This is a genomic window from Chimaeribacter coloradensis (assembly GCF_002858715.1).
Classification (GTDB): Bacteria; Pseudomonadota; Gammaproteobacteria; order Enterobacterales; family Enterobacteriaceae; genus Chimaeribacter; species Chimaeribacter coloradensis.
On sequence record NZ_PJZH01000041.1, the window covers coordinates 1 to 21,593 of the forward strand.

The window sequence follows — 21,593 nt, forward strand, 5'->3', positions numbered from 1 at the left end:
GTCTTTCTGCGGCCCCGCTGCCGCCACCGCGCAAGGGGCGCGTAGGCGCGCGCCCCTTGCATCCCCGCGCCTTGGGTGATCCGGCTGAATCATTGCACGCTCCCGCGTGTCCCCTCATTTCGCCTCCGGGCTGATCGGGCCGGGACAGACACGCTCCCAGCGTGGCTGTCCCTCTCGCGGGCGTCCTGCCCGCTCACCCGGCCCTGCGGCTCCATTCGGCAATGATTTTTACGCCCCCACCCCCTCTGCAAGCCTGTAAGTATGTGAGGAAATAGTAGGTGGGGGTCTATGGGGATGCGGTGTGGTCACCCGGCCCTGCGGCTCCATTCGGCAATGATTTTTACGCCCCCCACCCCCTCTGCAAACCTGTAGGTATGTGAGGAAATAGTAGGTGGGGGTCTATGGGGATGCGGTGTGGTCACCCGGCCCTGCGGCTCCATTCAGCAATGATTTTTACGCCCCCACCCCCTCTGCAAGCCTGTAAGTATGTGAGGAAATAGTAGGTGGGGGTCTATGGGGATGCGGTGTGGTCACCCGGCCCTGCGGCTCCATTTAGTAATAGTTTGTATGTGCTTACAAACTTAGAGGGACGACAAGCAGAAAAAAGCCCGCGCGGGGCGGGCTTAAGAGGTCAGCGGGCCTGGGCGCGCCAGATGATTTTACTGACTTTCCAGTTTTTCAGGGTGTCGTCAGCGGGCAGTAACCCGGCCGGGGTGTTGGCGGTGCCGGTGAAGAGGTAACTCAGGTGGCGGCTGTCCGGCGCGGCGCATTCAACGCCCTGTTCGTCGTCGCCCTGCCCTTTCTGGCAGGCACCGAACGCCTTGGTGTAGAGATCGCTGAACGGGGTACCGATTTTTACGTCACCGGCGGCAATATCTTCCCCCGTCACGTCGATGCGCTCTACCTTGCCGTGCTCCGGGCCGGAGATCGTCAACACCACCTTGCCTTCGTCCAGCGCCTGGTAAAACGACACAATCTGCCCGTTATTGGTGCCCATACCGCCGCGCAGCGTCACATCGCTGCCCAGCGCCTCCTGAATCGCCAGCTCCGTCATCGGCGTGGCGGCGGTTACCTCGCCCACGCCTTTATCGCTTACCTCCAGATCGCTGCCGAACCAGTTCATCGGGTTCAGCCCCGACCAGGAGATGTCAGGCATCGCGGAAGAGACACTGGCGCAGCCGGTTAACAGCAGCGGCAGGGCCAGCAACAGCGGGCGGGAAATCGGCAGACGTTTATACATACTTACACTCCGGTATCGGCATTCACCGGCCACACAGGGCCGGGCGGGAAAAAGGGTCCGGCTCTTGGAGTCCGGCAGCGGTAAAAAGTGCCCTTACTCGCCATTCTCGGCGGCGCTGAATGCCCGCTTCAGTGAACGGCTCAGCAGCCACCAGGCCAGCGCGGCGCTGTCCAGCAGCGTCAGCAGCAGGTCGCTCAACGCCGGTTGCGGCGACTGCCACAACGCCACGCCCTGCACAGCCAGCGACACGGCGAGCGCGGCCAGCATCAGCCACCAGCCCGCGTGCCACACATGCGGCCAACGGTGGCGGCGGCCGCTCAGCAAAAACAGCAGCGCTGCGGGCAGCCCCAGCGCCATGCCCCACCAGAAGTGGTCATGGTCCGGGTAGAACAGCGCCAGCAACGCTGCGCCCTGCCCCTGTGAGGCACCGGCCATAATAAACAGCAGCCAGGTGCGGGCCAGCAACAGCAACACCAGCCAGAAAAGCAGCGGCAGGCGCAGCCAGCCGTGCGCGTTGTAGTGATCGGGATGATAAGAGTGCGGCACCGGTGGCCCCCACGGCAACGCCGGGCACCCTGCCCGGCCAAACCCGCAGGGTAACAAAAAAACCGGCGTCTTAAGAAGATCTTAAGATCTCTCTGCTTTACTTACCCTTACTGAAACGCCATTCACGTGTCACCCAAGGAGATACCATGATGAAAAAAATGACCCTCGCCGCCCTGATCGCCCTGTTCACTCTGCCTGCCGTTGCCCAGCAGGGCGGGTTCATCTCACCGGATGCCCCGGCGCAGGCCAGCCAGGGCGGCTTTACCGGCCCCGCTGCCAGCCCGGCCACGGTAAAAGCGGTGCAGGAGATGAAAGATGACGCCTGGGTACGCCTTGAGGGCCACATTGAACAGCGCACCGGCGACGAACGCTACCTGTTCCGTGACAACACCGGCACCATGACGGTGGAAATTGATGACAAACGCTGGGCCGGGCAGAACGTCGCCCCAACGGACAAAGTCCAGCTGGAAGGGGAAGTGGAAAAAGAGTGGAGCAAAGTGGAAGTGGATGTGAAATCGGTGAAAAAAGTGCTGTAACGGCAACACGGCCGGCCACCGCAACGGGGCCGGCCGCGCGGCTTAATACTCCTGATCTTCAATCAGGCGTTTGCCGAGGGCGATGCTGTCCGCCAGCTCATAGCCGAGCTTCTCATACATGCTGGTGACGGCATCATTCTCTTCCCGCACCATCAGGTTGATCTTCGGGCAGCCGCGCGCGATCAGCTTCTTCTCCAGGCGGCTCATCAGCGCATTGGCAATACCGCGCCCGCGGAAGTCCGGGTGCACCCCCAGGTAATAGGCCGCGCCGCGGTGGCCGTCGTAGCCGCCCATCACCGTACCGACCAGCTCGCCGCCCACCTGCGCCACCAGGAACAGGTCCGGGTCGTGGTTGAGCTTGCGTTCAATATCCATTTCCGGGTCGTTCCAGGGGCGCAGCAGATCGCACCGCTCCCACAGGGTAATCACTTCTTCAAAATCATCGTGCCGGAATATGCGAATTTCCATGAGTGTTCGCCGCTATTGTTCAGATTATTCTTGATTATCGCGGGATCTGCCGGTGACGCAATATTAAATTGCCCCGCAGCCGCGCACTCAGACGATTTTTAGGCATTTTCCCGCCCGCCGGGCGGCGGCTCTGCTACATTGGCACGGTTGCCCGCCGTTCCCCGACCAGGAGTTTGCCGATGCCGTTGACCGCCCTCACCTCACTTGCCCTGTTGCCCGCCGCCGAGTGGGACGCCCTCGCCCCTGCCGGGCAGCCGTTTCTCAGCCATGCGTTTTTGTCCGCGCTGGAGGAGAGCGGCAGCATCGGCCCCGGCACCGGCTGGCGCGCCGAGCATCTGCTGTGGGTGGAGAATGGCCGGGCGCTGGCCGCAGTCCCCGGTTACCGCAAAAGCCACTCTTACGGCGAATATGTGTTTGACCACGGCTGGGCCGACGCCTGCCGCCGCGCCCGCATCCCCTACTACCCGAAGTGGCTCGGCGCGGTGCCGTTCAGCCCGGTGAGCGGCCCGCGGCTGCTCGGCGCACCAGAGGCCGCCGGGCAGTTGCTGGCGGCGCTGCCCGGCTATTTGGAACAGCACCGGCTCTCCGGCGCGCACATCAACTTCACCGCCGCCGCGGACAACGCCCTGCTCCGCGACCAGCCCGGCTGGCTGCACCGGCAGGGCTGCCAGTACCACTGGCATAACCGGGGCTACCGCGACTTCCAGGATTTCTTAGACGCGCTGACCTCGCGCAAGCGCAAGCAGATCCGCAAAGAGCGGGCGCAGGTGGCCTCACTGGGGATTACGTTTGCCTGGCGCGACGGGGCGGAGCTCACCGAGGCGGAGTGGGATTTTGTCTACACCTGTTACGCCAACACCTACGCGGTGCGCGGCCAGGCCCCCTACCTGACGCGTGATTTCTTCAGCCTGCTGGCCGCGCGGATGCCGGAGGCGATCCGAGTGGTGATCGCCGCGCAGGCCGGGCAGCCGGTGGCGATGGCCTTCAGCCTGCTCGGCGCTGACACGCTCTACGGCCGCTACTGGGGCTGCCTGGCGGAGTTTAACCAGCTCCATTTTGAGACCTGTTTCTATCAGGGCATTGAGTATGCGATTGCCCACGCACTGCCGCGCTTTGACGCCGGAGCACAGGGCGAGCATAAGTTGATCCGCGGCTTTGAGCCGGTCATTACCGACTCCTGGCACCGGCTGCTGCACCCCGGCCTGCACGACGCGGTAGCCACCTTCCTGGAACAGGAGCGCGAAGAGGTGGCGGGCTGGGCCGAGGGGGCGCGCCAGGTGCTGCCCTACCGGCAGGAAACAGAGGGCCGTAAAAACGTGTAAACAAATCATCCCGCTGTTCATAAAAGGAAATAGTTCAGCAGTCGATTGCCCTGGGGAGATCCGCTATAAACGTCACCCCGGCTCTCTGACGATGGTGATGAACAATGCTCAACCCGCTGAATAAATTCCTGCAATTTACGCCGATGCCCGCCTCGCCGTCGCGCCGCACCCTCTTGATCTCCGGGCTGGGGCTGGCGTTTGGGCTGTTCGGCGCGCGCACCGCCGCTGCCCAGCCGCACCACGTCACCAAAACCGCCCCGGCCCCGAAACCGGCCAATGCCAAAAAAATCGTCATGCTTGACCCGGGCCACGGCGGCATCGACTCCGGCGCGGTGGGCCATGAAGGCTCGGAAGAGAAACACATCGTGCTGGAGATCGCCAACAGCGTGCGCCGCTGCCTGGCTGAGCATGACCACATCGAGGCGCGGCTGACGCGGGACGCCGACCACTTCATCCCGCTCTACCAGCGGGTGGAGATTGCCCACCAGCATCAGGCTGACCTGTTCGTCTCGATCCACGCCGACGGCTTTACCAGCCCCTCCGCCTCCGGTGCCTCGGTGTTTGCCCTCTCCAACCGGGGGGCCAGCAGCGCGATGGCGCGCTATATGTCGAAAAAAGAGAACGATGCCGACAAGGTCGCGGGCGGCAAATATGCGGCCGAAGACAACAACTACCTGCAACAGGTATTGTTCGATCTGGTACAGACTGACACCATCAAAAACAGCCTGACCCTGGGCCACCATGTGCTGGAGAAGCTGCGCCCGGTACACCACCTGCACAGCCAGACCACCGAACAGGCGGCGTTTGCGGTGCTCAAGTCCCCGTCGATTCCGTCGGTGCTGGTGGAGACCTCGTTTATCACCAACCACACCGAGGAGCAGCTGCTCAGCACCCCGCGATTCCGCCAGGAGATCGCCCAGGCGATTGCCGACGGCATCGTCAGTTTCTTCCACTATTTCGACAGCCACGAGCGAAAACCGCGTTAGCCCTGCCATCGGCGGGGCGATCGGGTATACTTGTCGCCCCGTTCAGCCTGAGAGTACCCATCCGCCGTTATGAGCCACCCGACTATCGATCTCGTCAAAACCTTCCTGATGACCCTGCAAGACCATCTTTGTGACCAGCTGGCCGCGGCCGATGGCGGGGCCTCCTTTGTAGAGGATGCCTGGACCCGCGCCGAAGGCGGCGGGGGCCGCAGCCGGGTGCTGACGCAGGGTTCGGTGTTCGAACAGGCGGGCGTGAACTTCTCCCATGTCTCCGGCGCATCGCTGCCGCCGTCGGCCAGCGCGCACCGCCCTGAGCTGGCCGGGCGCAGTTTCCAGGCGATGGGCGTCTCGCTGGTGATCCACCCGCACAGCCCCTATGTGCCGACCAGCCACGCCAATGTGCGTTTCTTTATTGCCGAGAAGCCGGGCGAAGCGCCGGTGTGGTGGTTTGGCGGCGGGTTTGACCTCACGCCGTTCTACGGGTTCGAAGAGGACGCGGTGCACTGGCACCGTACCGCCGAGCAGATCTGCCGCCCGTTCGGTGACGGCGTCTACCCGCGCTACAAAGCCTGGTGTGATGACTACTTCTTCCTGAAGCACCGCAACGAGGCGCGCGGCATCGGCGGCTTGTTCTTTGATGACCTGAACACGCCCGATTTCACCACCTGCTTTAACTTCATGCAGGCGGTGGGAAACGGCTTCCTCGACGCCTACCTGCCGATCGTCGCGCGTCGCAAGGATCAGCCGTGGGGCGAGCGTGAGCGCGCCTTCCAGCTCTACCGCCGGGGCCGTTATGTGGAGTTTAACCTGGTGTGGGACCGCGGCACGCTGTTCGGGCTGCAGAGCGGCGGGCGCACCGAGTCGATCCTGATGTCGATGCCGCCGCTGGTGCGCTGGGAATATGGCTATGAACCTGATGAGAACAGCCCGGAAGCGGCCCTGACGCGGGATTTCCTGCCGGTGCGCGACTGGCTGGCCGCAGATAAGGGGAACCACTGATGCAAATCTGGGTTGATGCGGATGCCTGTCCGAATGTGATCAAAGAGGTGCTGTTCCGCGCCGCTGACCGCACCGCGACCACGGTGACGCTGGTGGCGAACCAGACCATCCGCACGCCGCCGTCGAAATACCTGCGTACCCTGCGGGTCGAGGCGGGGTTTGACGTGGCGGACAATGAAATCGTCAAACGCGTGGAGCCGGGCGACCTGGTGGTGACCAGCGACATCCCGCTGGCGGCGGAGGTGATTGAGAAAGGCGGCGTGGCGCTGAACCCGCGCGGCGAGCGCTACACCACGGAGACCATCCGTGAGCGGCTGAACATCCGTGACTTCATGGACACCATGCGTGCCAGCGGTGTGCAGACCGGCGGCCCCGCCGCGCTGAATCAGCGCGACCGCCAGCAGTTCGCCAACGAACTCGACAAATGGCTGCAACAGCGGAAACGCTGACCTCACCCCGGGAGCCGGGCTTTCCCGGCCCATTTCTGGAGCACCGCGACCGACGCCGGTGCCTCATACACCGTGCCGCGCCCCTCTTTATGCGGGCGCAACAGCCCCCGGCCGGCCAGCGCTTTCAGCCGGGCTCTGGCGGTATTGTCCGATACTGCCAGCCGTTCACTGACGCTTGCCGCGCTCAGCAGCGCCCCCGGTGCGTTCAGGGCAAGCGCGAGAATATCCAGCTCCGGTTTGCTCAGTTCAAAGGTGGAATCCACATAGCCGGCCAGCGTCAGCCGCTCTTCCTGTAGCTTTTCCATGCCCTCTGCGAATTCCGCCACGGCCCGGCAGACAATGCTGCATTGATACTGGATAAAATAGGTCAGATCCAGGTCATCGGTCTCGGTAAACAGATAGGCAGTGCCATATTTTACCGCCGCCTTTTTCAGCAGCTTGCTCACCGAAATATAATTAAACACCGCGTACCCTTTACGGATCATCGTATGGTAGAACAGGGCGCGGGCGGTACGGCCGTTCCCATCATGAAACGGGTGAATAAACCCAATGGCGAAATGCAGGATACACGCCACGATCAGCGGGTGAACCTCCTCTGCCTCCAGTTGTATTGCCAGCCCGCAGAGTGCGTCCAGCATCGCCTTCACTTCCCTGAAATCGGGCGGCTGATGGATGATTTCCCCTTCACGCCCCGCGACATACACGTCATTCGATGCCCGGAGCGTACCCGGCTGGTATTTGCCGTCATTGATGCCGCGACACGCCAGGCGGTGCATCGCCAGAATGGTATCGGTGGTCAGAGGCGATTCGCTGTTTTCCGAGATATAGCGCATCAGACGCCAGTTGCCCATGATCATGCTTTCGCTTTCATTGCGCGGTTCGCGCCCTACCACCAGCATCGCCTGGGCCACCCGCGACGTGGTGGCCGCCCCCTCCAGCTGGCTGGAGGAGATTGCCTCTTCCATCACCATCTGCGAAACCAGATAGGAAGCGGCCAGATCGGCCGCGGGTTCACGGCCGGGGCCGAATGTCACTTTGTCCACCACGGAGGTCGCGCGGAGAATGCTTTTGGTCAGGTTAAACCCGGCTGTCCGGTTGGCGAGCATGAGCGGGTGACGCCGGGCATTGCGGGTGAGTTTTAAGGTCGTCCAGAGTTTCAGCAGCGTTTTACGGTCGGGGATGCGCAGCGCAAGCTGATGATAGTGGTAGTATTTTTCATCATACTCCCGGAATCTCTCTGTCAGCGCCATCATCTCGGCGGCGGTCAGGGCGGTGTCCAGTTCAGCGGGGGGACGGGTTATCTTCATCTCGCGCAATCTCAATTTTTACCCATTTTGAGATTACGTGAGATAAGCGTTGCCGGCAAGCCGGTCACTCACGGAATGGCACCACGGGGAGCATAACAGGATGAGGCCGGTCAGCTGACCGGCCTCACTTCAGCAGGCAACAAACTCCCCTACAGCGGCTGTGTTTGTGCCTCGACGGCGGCCAGCGCGACCATGTTGATGATACGGCGCACCGAGGCGATCGGCGTCAGGATGTGTACCGGCTTCGAGACGCCCATCAGCACCGGGCCGACGGTGACGCCCTCTGACGAGGAGACGCGCAGCAGGTTGTAGCTGATGCGGGCGGCTTCCATGTTCGGCATGATCAGGATATTGGCTGCGCCTTTCAGCGGGCTGTCCGGCATCAGATCGTTGCGGATGCTCTCCACCAGCGCCGCGTCGCCGTGCATTTCACCGTCAATTTCCAGATCCGGCGCGCGCTGGTTGATCAGCGCCAGCGCCTGGCGCATTTTGCGCGCCGCCGGGTTGTCGGACGAGCCGAAACTGGAGTGCGACACCAGCGCCACCTTGGGTTCAATGCCGAAGCGGCGCACCGTCTCTGCCGCCATCAGGGTGATCTCCGCCAGCTGCTCCGGCGTTGGGTCATCGTTGACGTAGGTGTCAGCGATAAAGGTGTTGCCGCTCGGCAGCAGCAGCGCGTTCATCGCCCCGGCGACGTGCGCATTCTCGCGGAAGCCGAACACTTTTTCGATGATGTCATAGTGCTCATGGTAGCTGCCGATGGTGCCGCAGATCATCGCATCCGCTTCGCCGCGCAGCACCATGATCGCCGCAATCAGCGTCGGGTTGCCGATCACCGCCCGCCGCGCCTGCTCCTGCGAAATGCCGCGCCGCTTCATGATCTGGTGGTATTCGCGCCAGTACTCGTTAAAGCGTGGGTCAGATTCGTTGTTCACTACCTCGAAATCTTTGCCCGCCTCCAGCTGTAACCCCAGTTTCTTCAGCCGCATCTCAATCACGCTGGGGCGGCCCACCAGCACCGGGAACGCCAGCCCCAGCGACACCATCTCCTGCGTGGCGTGCAGCACGCGCTCCTCTTCCCCTTCGGCCATCACCACTCGTTTGGTTTCTTTCTTCGCCTGCGAGAAGATCGGCTTCATAAACAGGTTGGTTTTGTAGACAAACTCCGCCAGCTTCTCGGTGTAGGCGTCAAAATCGGCAATCGGCCGCGTCGCCACGCCGGAGTCCATCGCCGCTTTCGCCACCGCCGGGGCGATTTTCACAATCAGCCGCGGGTCGAACGGTTTCGGGATAATGTAATCGGGGCCGAATGACAGCTCCTGATCGTCATAGGCGGAGGCGACCACATCGCTCTGTTCCGCCAGCGCCAGATCGGCGATAGCGTGGACGCAGGCGAGTTTCATCTCTTCATTGATGGTGGTCGCGCCGACGTCCAGCGCGCCGCGGAAGATGAACGGGAAGCAGAGCACGTTGTTGACCTGGTTCGGGAAATCGGAGCGGCCGGTGCAGATGATGGCGTCCGGGCGCACCGCTTTCGCCAGTGGCGGCAGGATCTCCGGCTCTGGGTTGGCCAGCGCCAGGATCAGCGGGTCACGCGCCATCTCTTTCACCATCTCCGGCTTCAGCACGCCGGGGCCGGAGCAGCCGAGGAAAATATCCGCGCCGGGCATCGCGTCCGCCAGCGTGCGCCAGCCGTTGTCCGGGATGGCGTAGGCCGCTTTGGTTTCGGCCATGTTCTCTTCGCGCCCCTGGTAGATCACCCCGCGCGAGTCACAGGCGGTGATGTTGTGCTGCTTCAGCCCCAGCGCCACCAGCAGGTTCAGGCAGGCGATGGCCGACGCCCCCGCGCCGGAGACCACCAGCCGCACGTCGGAGATGTTTTTCCCCACCACCCGCAGCCCGTTGAGCACCGCGGCGGTGCAGATGATCGCCGTGCCGTGCTGGTCGTCATGGAAGACCGGGATGTTCATCCGCTCGCGCAGCTTTTTCTCAATGTAGAAGCACTCCGGCGCTTTGATGTCCTCAAGGTTGATGCCGCCGAAGGTCGGCTCCAGGGCGGCGATCACATTGATCAGTTTGTCCGGGTCATGCTCGTCCACTTCGATGTCGAACACATCAATCCCGGCGAACTTCTTGAACAAGACCCCTTTGCCCTCCATCACCGGTTTGCCGGCCAGCGCGCCGATGTTGCCCAGCCCCAGCACCGCGGTGCCGTTGGAGATCACCCCCACCAGGTTGCCGCGGGCGGTGTACTTATAGGCGGCGAGCGGATCTTTCTCTATCTCCAGGCAGGGCGCAGCCACGCCCGGCGAGTAGGCCAGCGCCAGATCGCGCTGGGTCGCCAGCGGTTTGGTGGGCGAGACCTGGATTTTCCCGGGGATCGGAAATTCATGGAAATCAAGCGCACTCTGTTTCAGTTTGTCATCCATTGTAGGTTCCTTGTCTTTATAGATCTTTTTGCAGAAGCGGATGTCGCCCCACCAGTATAGTGAGGGAATTCTGCCAAACCTTGAGGCGCCCCAAAAAACCGCCCCGGCCGGGCGGGCGCGGGCCTGAGAAATATCTGATTTGCCGCACGGAAGTCACGGATTCAGAATGGCCTGTGCCGCCGGGGCCGGTCAGCACGCGCGCCGGGCTGTATATTTATTGAACAGCACGGGCGTTTTACTATAGTAAATAGACAGCGACATGACACCGGGTATGCCCTTGATACCAGCGGCATACCGCGCCTTTTCCGGCCCTCCCCCTGAGTCTGTGCCATGCCAGGACAGCGCTCCTCTGCCCCCTGGTTCCCCCTCTGCGTCAGCCAGGCCAGCGACCCTGCCCCACCTGCGCGCGCCACCGCCTTCTGGTCGGTGAGTCCTGGTACTCACTGTCGAACTCTCTCTGATGTCTGGAGGAACCTATGGAACCCCACTATATGGCGGAGAATCGCTACAGCTGGCATATCGGCTCGTGGCGGCGTCCTGCCAGTAATAATTACGTCGCGAAAACCCCGGAAGGCGAGTTTGAAGCCCATTTGCAGGATCTGTTCCTTGAAGGACAGGCCCACCTGCAACATGAGGAGTACACCCTGGGGCTGCAGGCCTTTCAGGAGGCGATGTCCCTGATTTTGCACACGGTTCACCCCACTATGCCGGTTGACCCGAACCTGCTCGGCAGTCATTACTTCCCGCTGGACAGCGGGATGGTGACGGCGGTGGTGGCCAAAACCGCGGACATCCTGCGGCTCTCCACCCCGGTGAAATACACCTTCCCCCCGGCGCTGATCAGCCGCCAGTCCCAATTGCCGGCCACGGTGCAGGAGGCGCTGAAATCGGTGGCCGCCAGCGGCATTCAGGTCAGCTCTTTCCAGGGGGCGGTACAGGGCAGCATCGCCGCCGGGGTGGAGGCCGCCGGGCAGCGGGACTGGGAACTGGCCGCGAAGTACTACCAGCAGGCCCTTGAACAGACACCGGAGAGTGAGGCGGCGGTGCGCGGCGGGCTACAGCACGATCTGGCGCTGTTAAATGAGAAAGCCAATCACCGCGACCAGGCGCAGCAGTTTGCAGAGGCCAGCGTCGTGACCTTCAGCCAGGCGAACATCAGTGACGGGCAGGCGCAGGCGCTGGCGATGAGCAGCGGCATGTTTGCCCGTGCCGGGAATACCCAGCGGGCGGCGGAGCTGGATAAACAGCTCGGCCAGCTGAAGGGCAGCGTCCTGCTCAATGATGTGGTCATCACCCAGCCGGTGGCGGCGCTCGGCCAGGCGGCAACCCCTAATGTGAACCTCAGCGCGGTGGGCGCGGGGAAAAGCCTGAACATCATGCGCGCCGGGCGCCTGCCCACAACCCCACGCCTGCCCGGCACGGTCGGCGGGATCGGCGGGGTCATCGCTGCCCCGCCGCTGCTGGCAGACAGCGCGTTAACCCCCAGTACCATTACCATGCCCTCGCTGGTACTCGACCCGGCCGCCCCGGCGCTGATCGGGCCGCGCTATATCGACCGCTCCACGCCGGTGAAATCCCTGACCATTAACGGGTTCAACTCCATGATCAGCCTGAACCTGGAGGCGACGCAGGCGGTGGCCAGCACGCAGGCCTTTTTAAGCACGCTGGAGCAGACGCTGGATATCGGTTTGCTGACCGGCTGGCTGCATAGCGTGCAGTTTGTGGCCTATGTGCCGCACATGTATTTCTTTGTACTGCCGATGGCGATGGGCGACTGCCACGCCGGAATGGGCAACCTCGCCGAGGCGCAGGCCTTTTACGCCGGCGTGCTGCCCTATCCGTTTATCAACCGCCATCTGGAGGTCACCAAAGTCTGGACACGGCTGGCGCAGACCGCGCTCGACCTGGGCGACCGCGCCTACCGCAATGCCAAAGATGCGATCCCGGCCTTCGCCACCGCCAAAGCCCACTATGAAACCCTGGTCATGAGCGACAACAGCCTGAACCCCGCCTCACCGCTCTATGACAACGGCAAATTTGCCGCCATCAAAGATCGGGTCACGGCGCTGCTGGCGGCGGCTGACCCGACCCAGGTGGATGACAACCCGGCCATCCTGTCGCTGGTGTTGCAGGCGAAACTGAAACTGCACCAGATCGCCGCCGGGCTGAATTTCTTCGGCTTTGCGCCGGACTACACGCCACCGTTCAGCTTCGAATATCTGCAAAATACCGCCCGCTACTTTGCCGGGCACGCCTCGCAGACCGAGCAGCGTTACATCCAGTACAAGAGCACCGCCGAAAATGAGGCGTTCCGCCGCGAGCAGCTTAACCAGCAGGCCGAAGTGGCGCGCCAGACGGTGATCCTGGAGCAGCGCGGCGTCGCGGAGGCGCAGCAGGGCATCTATGTGGCGCAACAGAGCCTGAACTACGCCCAGGTACAGCAGCAGAATGCGGTGGAGTCTAAAACCGATTTTGACAATGCGCGCTGGGAGTTGCTGGAGCTTTCGTCGCTGGAAGCCTGGGCCTCCGCCTCGTCGGTTGACCGCGATGACCAGGTCAAGCTGACCGTCAGCAACTACAACTACTACAACACTGACTCCACCCGCCGCAACGTGGTGCTTCAGGAGCTGGCAACCCAGCGCACCCTGTTGACCCACGACCTGGAGGCCGCCCGGCTGGATCGGGCCATTGAGTCCGCCCAGGCCTATGTCGGCGTCGCCAGCGCCCAGCTCGGCCAGGCCCAGGCGCGGGCCGCAGTGGCGCAGCAGCGGGTGGCGATCGCCCGGCTCCAGCAGAAACAGGCCGAAGAGAACCGCGATTTCCTCGACATGCGTGAATTCAGCGCCCGGCTCTGGTATGAGCTGGCGCAACAGGCGCGGCGCATTACCCAGCGCTACCTGGACATGGGCACCGAAATCGCCTTTTTGATGGAGCGTGCCTATAACGCCGAAACCGAACGCGGGCTGAGCGTCATCCGTTACGACTACCAGAGCACCGCCTCAGGTAACCTGATGGGCGCGGATCTGCTGCTGGGTGACATCGACACCTTTACCTTTGACTATGTCACCACCATCCAGGCCAAGAAGATCCCGGTGAAAGCCACCCTCAGCCTGGCAGACAGCTTCCCGACCCAGTTCCACCGGCTGCTGAACCTTGGCCGCTGCACCTTCGGCACCCAGTTTGCCGATTTTGACCGCCGCCACCCCGGCCTCTACCTGGCGAAGATCCGCAATGTGGAGGTGGTGTTTGTCGGGCTGGCCGGGCTGCGCGGCATCTGCGGCACCCTGCGCAACATCGGCGTGTCGCGCTTCCGCACTTCCGGCGGCGCGGTGGTTGAGCGGCTCTACCCGGCGGATGTGATGGTGCTGTCGCAGTATGAGATCCGCGGGGATGCGCTGGCCTACCGCGTTAACCCCAATGACCTGCGGCTGTTTGAGAATAACGGCATCGACACGCTGTGGCAGCTCGACCTGCCGTTCGACGCCAACGATCTCGACTACCGCGACATCCTCGACGTCCAGCTGGTGCTCTATTACGACGGTTTCTTCAGCCCGGTGCTGGAGACGCAGATCCGGACCGATCTGCCCATCGCCGGGGGGGCGTCGCGTGCAGTCTCGCTGCGCTTCTCCGCGCCGGATGAGCTGTTCTACCTGAAGAACCAGGGCGAAGGCGAGCTGCTGTTCGACAGCAGCCAGTTCCCGCGCAACCAGAAAGATCTGCTGCGCGGCAGCCACACGCTGAAACTCACCGGTGACCCGGCCACGGTCGGCAACCTGACGCTGAAACTGCACAGTGCGCTGCTCGGCAGTGAGCTGACCCTCACCACCGATGCCGGGGGCGAAGTGACCGGCGCGCCGCTCCAGGATCTCACCGGCAAGGCAGTGGCTGACCGCTGGCGGTTTACGATTGAGGCTGCCGCGAATCCGCATCTGGTCAAAGAGGGGCAGCTTGATCTCAGCGGCCTCACCGACCTGATGGTGTTCTTCGAATATCAGTTCAGCTACCGCTGACGGGAGGCCACCATGGCAAAAAGTGAACAAAAATCCCCCCCGGCCGGTACCGGGCACCTGCCGGGGCTGGGTGAGGCGTTTTCGCTGAACCTCAGCACCGGTCAGGGCACCTACACCTACCAGATCCCGCTGCCGGACGGGGTGGCCCAGCACACGCCGCGCCTGATGCTGGAGTATGTGCACAGCGCGGGCCACGGCCCGTGGGGGCTGGGCTGGCGGCTGCCGCTGCGCAGCCTGACCCGGCGGCTCGACACCGGCGGCACGGCGTTGCGCCTGCTGGACGGCAGCAATGAGCTGCTGCCGCTGGAAGACGGCAGCTGGCGGGCCACGCAGGAGGCGGCGTTCGCGCGTTATATCCCGGAGGGCGACGGCTGGCGCATTGAGGAGCGTAACGGGCTGGTACACCTGCTGGGGCGCACCCCGGCCACCCGGCTGGCCCCGCCTGACCACCCCGAGCGGCCCAGCGAATGGCTGCTGGAGCAGACCCGCGATCCGCACGGCAACACCATCGATTACCATTACCGCATTGAGGCGGGGTTCGCCTACCTCGCTGAGGTGCGTTACGCGGCCTATGCGTTGCGCTTCCGTTACGAGGCGCGGCCCGATGCCCGGCTCGACGGCCGCACCGGCACGCTGCGCCGCCGGACGTTACGCGCCACCGGCCTGCAACTGCTGCTTGACCCGGAGACCCCGGATGAGCGGCCGATCCGCAGTTACCAGTTCAGCTACCAGACGGCCGCCCACGCCGGGGTCTCGCTGCTGACCGGCATCCAGCTGACCGCCCACGGCGCGGCTGCTGACGGCGCGCAGGATATTGCGCGCCCGCCTGTCCGCTTCCGCTATACCGCTTATGACCCGTCGCAGGTGCGGGTGAGCTGGATGCAGGGCGAGGCCGGGCTGCCGCCGGGGCTGAATGAACCGGACACCGCGCTGGTCACGCTGGATAACGCGCCGCTGCCGGGCGTGCTGATTAACCGCAACGGCCGCGAGATCTACTGGCCCAACCGGGGCGACGGCCGCTGGGACGCGCCGCGCCCGGTGACCCGCGCGCCGCTGGCCGCCTCCTTCGGCCGCAGCGGGCTGGCGTTTCTGGACATGGACGGCTCCGGCACCGCTGACCTGATGGTGGCGGACGCGGAGGCGTTGCAGGGCTACTACCCGAATAGCGGGCGCGACGGCTGGGGCGACTTTGTCGCCTTTCCCCGCACCACCCGCGCCGCGCCGCCGTGGGCTGACCCCAACCTGCGGCTGCTGGATGCGGACAGCGACGGGCTGGCCGATGTGCTGGTGAGCCAACGCCGCGCCTTCGCCCTGTGGCGCAACAACGGCCGCGACGGCTGGGCCTCGCCGCTGCTGTTGCCGAAAACCACTGACGGGCTGCCGGAGCTGGACTTTTCCGACCCTGACCTCCAGTTCGCCGACATGACCGGCGACGGCAGCGCCGACATTGTGCGGGTACGCTCCGGGCGGGTGGAGTATTGGCCCAGCCTCGGCGGCGGCCGCTTCGGCGAACGCCAGCGCATGGAAAACAGCCCGCGCCTGCGGCGCGACAGCGGGCGTGACAGCCTGCTGCTGGCCGACCTGGATGGCGACGGCTGTGCTGAACTGATCCTGGTGTCGTCGCAGGGGGTGCAGATTTTCCCCAACCAGAACGGGTTGCGGTTCGGCGAGGCGCTGAGGATCGACAACGTGCCGCCGCCGGTGCCCGGCACCGTCCATGCCCTTAACCTGAACGGCCGGGCCACTGCCGCGCTGATGTGGAACAGCCCGGTACGCGGCGGGATGGGTTATGTCCAGCTGGCGTTTGCCGCCGCCCAGGCCCCCTACCTGCTGGCGGAGATGGAGAACGGGGCCGGGCTGCGTTCAGAAATCCACTACCGCTCCGCCGTGGAGGATTACCAGCGTGACCGGGACGCGGGCGAACGCTGGCAGACCAACTTCCCCTTCCCCTATCAGGTGGTCGGGGCAACGCGCGAAACCGACAGCGTCTCCGGCCGGGAAACCCGGGTGGAGATGCGCTACCACGAGGCGCATTTTGAACGCCGCACCCGGCGCTTTGAGGGGTTCCGCCGCACCGAGCGGCTGGAGCGCGGCGATGCCAGCCGCCCCGATACCCTTCAGGTTTACCATTTCCTGATGGCTCAGGAGCGCCTGCCGGGCAACGGCCCGCAGCATGCGGCGCTGAACGGCCTGCTCAGCCGCCTGGAGCTGTTCCAGCCTGATGGCTCGGCGCAGCAGCACCTGCCGCTGCGTGTGGATCTCTCGGACTATGGCCTGACCGTGCTGGCCGACAGCCACGACGGCCGCACCCGCAACTTTTTGTTCCTGAAAACTTACCGGGTGGAAGAGAGCGAACGCGGCGGCGACCTGCGCGTTGAGTCCAAACATTATCTCTATGATGCCTTCGGCAACGTCACGCAGGAGCGGCTGGAGGCCACCGGCAGCCAGGGCGGCAGCGCCCTGCCCGCCCGCCGCCGCACCCTCGACACCACCTACGCCGTGAGCAGCAGCCACTACCTCACGGATAAACCGGCGCGCGTCACCGTGCGCGACGCCGAAGGCCTGCTCTGCGCCGACCATCTCTACTTTTATGACGGCGATGCCTTTGAGGGGCTGCCCGCCGGGCAGGCGGAGCGCGGCCTGGTCAGCCGTGAGCTGGCCTGGGTGATGGCCGGCGACGACTTTTCAGCCCACTACGCCGGCATGGATGCCGCCGCCCTCGGCTACCTCCCCGGCACCGACGCCGACGGCACGCCCGGCCTGTTCCGCCACGCCGCCCGCCATCAGCACGATGCACGCGGCCTGCGGCTCGCCAGCCGGGACGCCACCGGCCAGGAGACGCAGTTTGTCTATGATGCGCAGGGGCTGTTCCGCACCGGGCTTATCTCGGCACTGGGCGAAACGCAGTTCAGTTATGACCGGGCCAGCGGCCAGATCACCGAAACCCGCTACGCGGACGGGGCCGTCACCGCCTTTGCCTATGATGCCCAGGGCCGGGTGCTGCGGGCGGCGCGCCCCGGTGAGACGCTGGCCGGGGCGGCCACGGTGTATGCGTATGATGAGAGCCGGGTGCCGAACTGCCGGCTCGCCACCCTGCACCCCACCGCCGGGGTCACCACGCAGGTCATGACCTATTTTGACGGCAGCGGCAAAGAGTTCCAGACGCGCAGTGAAATGGAGCCGGGCCGCGTGGTGGTGTCCGCCCTGCAACGCCCCAACCCGTGGGGCGCGCCGGCGGCGGAGTATGAACCCACCTTTTCCGACAGCACCGCCTTTGCCCTGCCCGATGTGGCGGGCCGGCCGGTGCGCCGTTTCTTCTACGACGCCTGCGGGCGGGTGGTGCGTACCGAGAACTACAACGGCGGCATCAATACCGCCGACTACCAGCCGTTCCGCGTCATCCTGCGGGACGCCAATGACAACGATGACTCGCCGGAAAATCAGGCGCGCGGCCAGTTCAACACGGCGCGCGAGGAGCAGTTCGATGTGATGCGTTCACTGGTCGCGGTGATTGAACGCCCCACCGCCACGGAAACCGTCACGACCCGCTACGAAGTGGGGCCATTGGGGGAGCTGGCCGCCGTCGTTGATGCCCACGGCGAGGTGTCACGCTACCGCTACGATCGCGGCGGAAACCGGATCGCCATCCAGCAGCGTAACAGCGGTGAACGCAGGATCTGGTATGACGCCGCCAACCGGGCGGTGCGCACCCTCGACCCCGGCGGCCATGACCTGCGGGCGGGCTGGGATGCGCTCGGCCGACAGACGCACCTCGCCAGTGGCGAAACCCTGCTGGAGGAGTATGTGTATGATACGCCGTCCCAGTCCGCCCACGGGCGGCTGGCCGAGGTGCGCTACCCCGGCGGCAGCCAGTCTTTCCATTATGACAGCGCCGGCCGCCTGCTCGCGCGGGACTACCGGCACGAAGGAGAACCCGCCGCCCGCCGTGTGCAGCATGAGTACGATGCGCTGGGGCGCGAAACCGCGACCGTTCAGGCTGACGGCACCCGCATCACGCGGGAATACACCCTGAACGGCTGGCTGAAAGCGATTCCCGGCATCCTCGACAGCCTGCGTTATAACGCCCGCGGCCTGTTGGAGGAGGTGCTGTTCCATAACGGGGTGCGCACGGTCTACCACTACACGGCCGGGCCGGGGCGCATCAGCCGCCAGACCACCACCGCACCGGACAACACAGTATACGAGGACACGCAGTTCACCTTTGACCGCATGGAGCTGATGCTCAGCCGCGACGACCAGGCCCCCGGCGGCCGGGGGCGGCATGAGTACGCCTATGACGGCCTCTGCCAACTGACGCAGGAGCGCGCCCCGCAGGCCGGTACGCCGGTGGCCCGCCACTACAGCTATGACCCCGGCGGCAATATGCTGCGCAGTGACGAAGCCGCCCTGACGCTCGCCTATCAGGATGCATTGCACCCCGGGCGGCTGAGCAGCCTGACGCCGGACGGCGGCGCACCCTTTGCCGTCAGCTATGATGACAACGGCAATACCCTGACGCTGCCCGGGCAGACGCTCGCCTATAACGACCGCAACGAGCTGGTGAAAATCGTGCGCGAGGATGGGCTGGTGGCGGAGTACCGGTATGACCACCTCGGCCGCCGGGCCAGCAAGCGGGTGGATGATGGCCACGGCGGCGTGGTGCGTACCCTGTACCTGGGCGAGGCGGAGATCCGTAACGGGGTTGCCAGCTATTTCGTCACCCTCGGCCTGAAGCGGGTGGCGGTGATCAGCAACGGCCAGCTGCGCTTCCTGCATGATGACAGCACCGGCAGCACGCAGTTTGTGACTGACGCCGCCGGGCAGCGCCTCGGCCGCGTGGAGGGGCGGCCCTTTGGTCAGCGCACGGCCAGCGGTGATACGCAGTTCTGCACCTTCGCGCTGCACCCGGTGGATGAGGAGTCCGGGCTTATCTATATGCAACGGCGCTACTACTCCCCACTGCTCGGCCGTTTCCTGACGCCGGATCTGATGGCGACGTTCCAGCCGGAAAACTTCCTGCATATGCCGCAGGGGTTGCAGCTTTATACGTTTGTCGCCAACGATCCACTCAATAAAAGCGATGCCACCGGCCTCTCCTTCTGGAGCTTCGTGGGGGCGGTGGTCGGGGTGGCGGTCGGGATTATCGTCGGGGTGGCGATAGTCGCCGCCGTGGTCGCCACCGGCGGGCTGGCGGGCATTGCGCTCGGCATCGGCCTGGCGCTGGGGGCCAGCCTGGTCGCCACCGGCATCTCCTACCTGATCGCCAGCAATGTCGACCCGGCCAGCGGCTTCGGGCAGTTTATGCGCGGCTTTATGATCGGCTTCAACGCCGGGATGAACGGCGTAATCGCCACCGCGCTGTTTGGCCCGGTGATCGGCATCACGCTCGGGGTGATCAACTTCCTCGCCACCTTTGAGGGCGTCTCCAAAAGCCCGGTTTACCAGGGGTTCCTCGGCTGGAGCAGCTGGGCGATGCCGATGTCCTGGGCGGGGATCGCCCTGGGGGCGGTGATGTTTATCATCAATATTGTTGCGGCCGGGATCACCTTCCAGCAGGTGGATGCGCTGAAAATCGAGAAGCTGCAAATTGACTGGCGATCCGGCAGCATCGTGATGGTCAACGGGTTAATCCGTAACGGCACGGCGTTCAACGTCGGGAATTTTGTCTTTATGAACCAGTCATGGACGGATAACCCCGCCTCCGGCGGCTATGAGGCGGTGCTGAACCACGAGGTCGGCCATTCGCTGAATAACGCCGCCTTCGGCCCGGCGTTCGGCATCTACGATGCACTGAACGAAACCCTGCTGGGGGCCGGCAGCAACGACTACGGCGAACAACTGGCTGAGAGCCACACCAACCGCCCCTGGCGGCCTAAGATCCCGATGTGGGGGTAATCACGGGGGCAGTGCGGCGGCACTGCCCTTTTTATGCTGAAAACAGACAATTTCGCTGCCCGCCCCTCTGTCGCCCAAAAGCGACTATGCTTATAAGTTGTGCTGTCACATGTATGGCCCTCCTCTGATTGCGTCCCGCTTGCCCGACGCGCCTCGCGCCGCCTTCCGGCGCGGTGCATTGCTATTACCCATTACAACAATCAGAAAAAGCGTATTCATTTCGTTAATGAAATGATGCAGGGTATACGAATGTGATGAGACTCCGAATTTTCTGAAACAGATCTGCCTATTTTTTGCGTTATCTCGCTAAGGAGCATTGAGATGAACCAGTTAGAAGCCCTGAAGAAAGTCACGACTGTCGTTGCTGACAGCGGCGACATCGAATCTATCCGCCACTTCGAACCGCAGGATGCCACCACCAACCCGTCCTTGATCCTGAAAGCAGCCGGTCTGCCGCAGTACCAGCCCCTGTTCAAAGACGCACTGGACTATGCCCGTAAGCAGGGCGGCACCAAAGAAACGCAGATCATCAATGCTTCCGACAAGCTGGCCGTTAACATCGGCGTCGAGATCCTGAAAAGCGTCCCCGGCCGCATCTCCACCGAAGTGGATGCCCGCCTCTCCTTCGACCGCGGCATGTGCATCGCCAAAGCCCGTAAACTGATCGGCCTCTATCAGGAGCAAGGCGTGGACAAATCCCGCATCCTGATCAAGCTGGCTTCAACCTGGGAAGGCATCAAGGCAGCTGAAGAGCTGGAGAAAGAGGGCATCAACTGTAACCTGACGCTGCTGTTCTCCTTTGCCCAGGCGCGCGCCTGTGCGGAAGCGGGCGTTTACCTGATCTCCCCGTTCGTGGGCCGTATCTATGACTGGTACAACGCCAAAGCGCCGGCTGCTGAATATGACGTTGAAAACGATCCGGGCGTGAAATCCGTTCGTTCCATCTACGAATACTATAAACAGCACCGCTACCAGACCGTGATCATGGGCGCCAGCTTCCGTAAAGTGGAGCAGATTCTGGCGCTGGCCGGTTGCGACCGCCTGACCATCTCCCCGAACCTGCTGGAAGAGCTGAAAAACAGCGATGCCCCGGTTGAGCGTAAGCTCACCCCGTCTACCGAAGCGTTCCACCAACCGGCCCCGCTGGCGGAAGCCGAGTTCCGTTGGGAACATAACCAGGATCCGATGGCAGTTGAAAAACTGGCGGAAGGTATCCGTCTGTTTGCCGTCGACCAGCAGAAGCTGGAAGACATGCTCTCTGCTGAATTGTAATTACGGAGTTTTAACGACATGTCCTCTCGTAAAGAGCTTGCCAATGCCATCCGTGCCCTGAGCATGGATGGGGTGCAGAAAGCCAAATCCGGCCACCCCGGCGCCCCGATGGGCATGGCTGATATTGCCGAAGT

14 protein-coding genes are annotated in these 21,593 nt (G+C 63.7%); 9 read left to right on the plus strand and 5 right to left on the minus strand.

From position 1 onward, the window contains the following. Positions 1–631: 631 nt before the first annotated feature. Positions 632–1,240 carry an RpoE-regulated lipoprotein gene (locus CYR32_RS20125; protein ID WP_101826892.1) on the minus strand — a complete coding sequence of 203 codons (609 nt, stop codon included), beginning with the start codon at positions 1,238–1,240 and terminating at the stop codon, positions 632–634. Between the two features lie 93 nt (positions 1,241–1,333). Further along, the gene (locus tag CYR32_RS20130; protein ID WP_241523872.1) at positions 1,334–1,786 is read right to left on the minus strand and encodes a DUF2919 family protein; all 453 of its coding nucleotides are present in this window, start codon (positions 1,784–1,786) and stop codon (positions 1,334–1,336) included. Between the two features lie 149 nt (positions 1,787–1,935). On the opposite strand from CYR32_RS20130, the gene CYR32_RS20135 reads away from it, so the two are divergent. Next, positions 1,936–2,322: a YgiW/YdeI family stress tolerance OB fold protein gene (locus tag CYR32_RS20135; RefSeq protein ID WP_175578839.1), complete on the plus strand. Its 387-nt coding sequence runs from the start codon at positions 1,936–1,938 to the stop codon at positions 2,320–2,322. A 42-nt stretch (positions 2,323–2,364) separates the two neighbouring features. Here the strand turns inward: CYR32_RS20135 and CYR32_RS20140 are convergent, their stop codons facing one another. Further along, positions 2,365–2,790 (minus strand): GNAT family acetyltransferase, encoded by a 426-nt coding sequence (locus CYR32_RS20140; protein ID WP_101826895.1) that lies wholly within the window; start codon positions 2,788–2,790, stop codon positions 2,365–2,367. A gap of 179 nt (positions 2,791–2,969) precedes the next feature. Between CYR32_RS20140 and CYR32_RS20145 the strand changes: the two genes are divergently transcribed. From CYR32_RS20145 to CYR32_RS20160, 4 genes are all read left to right on the plus strand, one after another. Next, complete coding sequence (locus CYR32_RS20145) at positions 2,970–4,112, plus strand: GNAT family N-acetyltransferase (protein ID WP_101826896.1); 1,143 nt, start codon at positions 2,970–2,972, stop codon at positions 4,110–4,112. 104 nt (positions 4,113–4,216) lie between these two features. Further along, complete coding sequence (amiA, locus tag CYR32_RS20150; RefSeq protein WP_101826897.1) at positions 4,217–5,098, plus strand: N-acetylmuramoyl-L-alanine amidase AmiA; 882 nt, start codon at positions 4,217–4,219, stop codon at positions 5,096–5,098. Between the two features lie 69 nt (positions 5,099–5,167). Then, positions 5,168–6,097, plus strand: coding sequence for an oxygen-dependent coproporphyrinogen oxidase (gene hemF, locus CYR32_RS20155; RefSeq protein WP_101826898.1), 930 nt, complete (start codon positions 5,168–5,170; stop codon positions 6,095–6,097). Next, positions 6,097–6,546 (plus strand): YaiI/YqxD family protein, encoded by a 450-nt coding sequence (locus CYR32_RS20160; protein WP_101826899.1) that lies wholly within the window; start codon positions 6,097–6,099, stop codon positions 6,544–6,546. Before hemF ends, CYR32_RS20160 begins: the two co-directional genes overlap by 1 nt. 2 nt (positions 6,547–6,548) lie before the next feature. Here the strand turns inward: CYR32_RS20160 and CYR32_RS20165 are convergent, their stop codons facing one another. Continuing rightward, the gene (locus CYR32_RS20165; protein ID WP_101826900.1) at positions 6,549–7,853 is read right to left on the minus strand and encodes a Fic family protein; all 1,305 of its coding nucleotides are present in this window, start codon (positions 7,851–7,853) and stop codon (positions 6,549–6,551) included. A gap of 149 nt (positions 7,854–8,002) precedes the next feature. Continuing rightward, positions 8,003–10,282, minus strand: a complete 2,280-nt coding sequence (gene maeB / locus CYR32_RS20170) for an NADP-dependent oxaloacetate-decarboxylating malate dehydrogenase (RefSeq protein WP_101826901.1) — start codon at positions 10,280–10,282, stop codon at positions 8,003–8,005. 476 nt (positions 10,283–10,758) lie between these two features. Here maeB and CYR32_RS20175 point away from each other — a divergent pair, with 476 nt between their 5' ends. From CYR32_RS20175 to CYR32_RS20190, 4 genes are all read left to right on the plus strand, one after another. Further along, positions 10,759–14,292: a Tc toxin subunit A-related protein gene (locus CYR32_RS20175; protein WP_101826902.1), complete on the plus strand. Its 3,534-nt coding sequence runs from the start codon at positions 10,759–10,761 to the stop codon at positions 14,290–14,292. 12 nt (positions 14,293–14,304) lie between these two features. Then, positions 14,305–20,187, plus strand: coding sequence for a toxin TcdB middle/N-terminal domain-containing protein (locus CYR32_RS20180; protein WP_101826903.1), 5,883 nt, complete (start codon positions 14,305–14,307; stop codon positions 20,185–20,187). A 321-nt stretch (positions 20,188–20,508) separates the two neighbouring features. Further along, on the plus strand, positions 20,509–21,459 hold the full coding sequence (tal, locus tag CYR32_RS20185; RefSeq protein ID WP_101826904.1) for a transaldolase: 951 nt from the start codon (positions 20,509–20,511) through the stop codon (positions 21,457–21,459). 18 nt (positions 21,460–21,477) lie between these two features. After that, the coding region (locus CYR32_RS20190; protein ID WP_172644810.1) for a hypothetical protein at positions 21,478–21,593 on the plus strand (116 nt) is incomplete at its 3' end.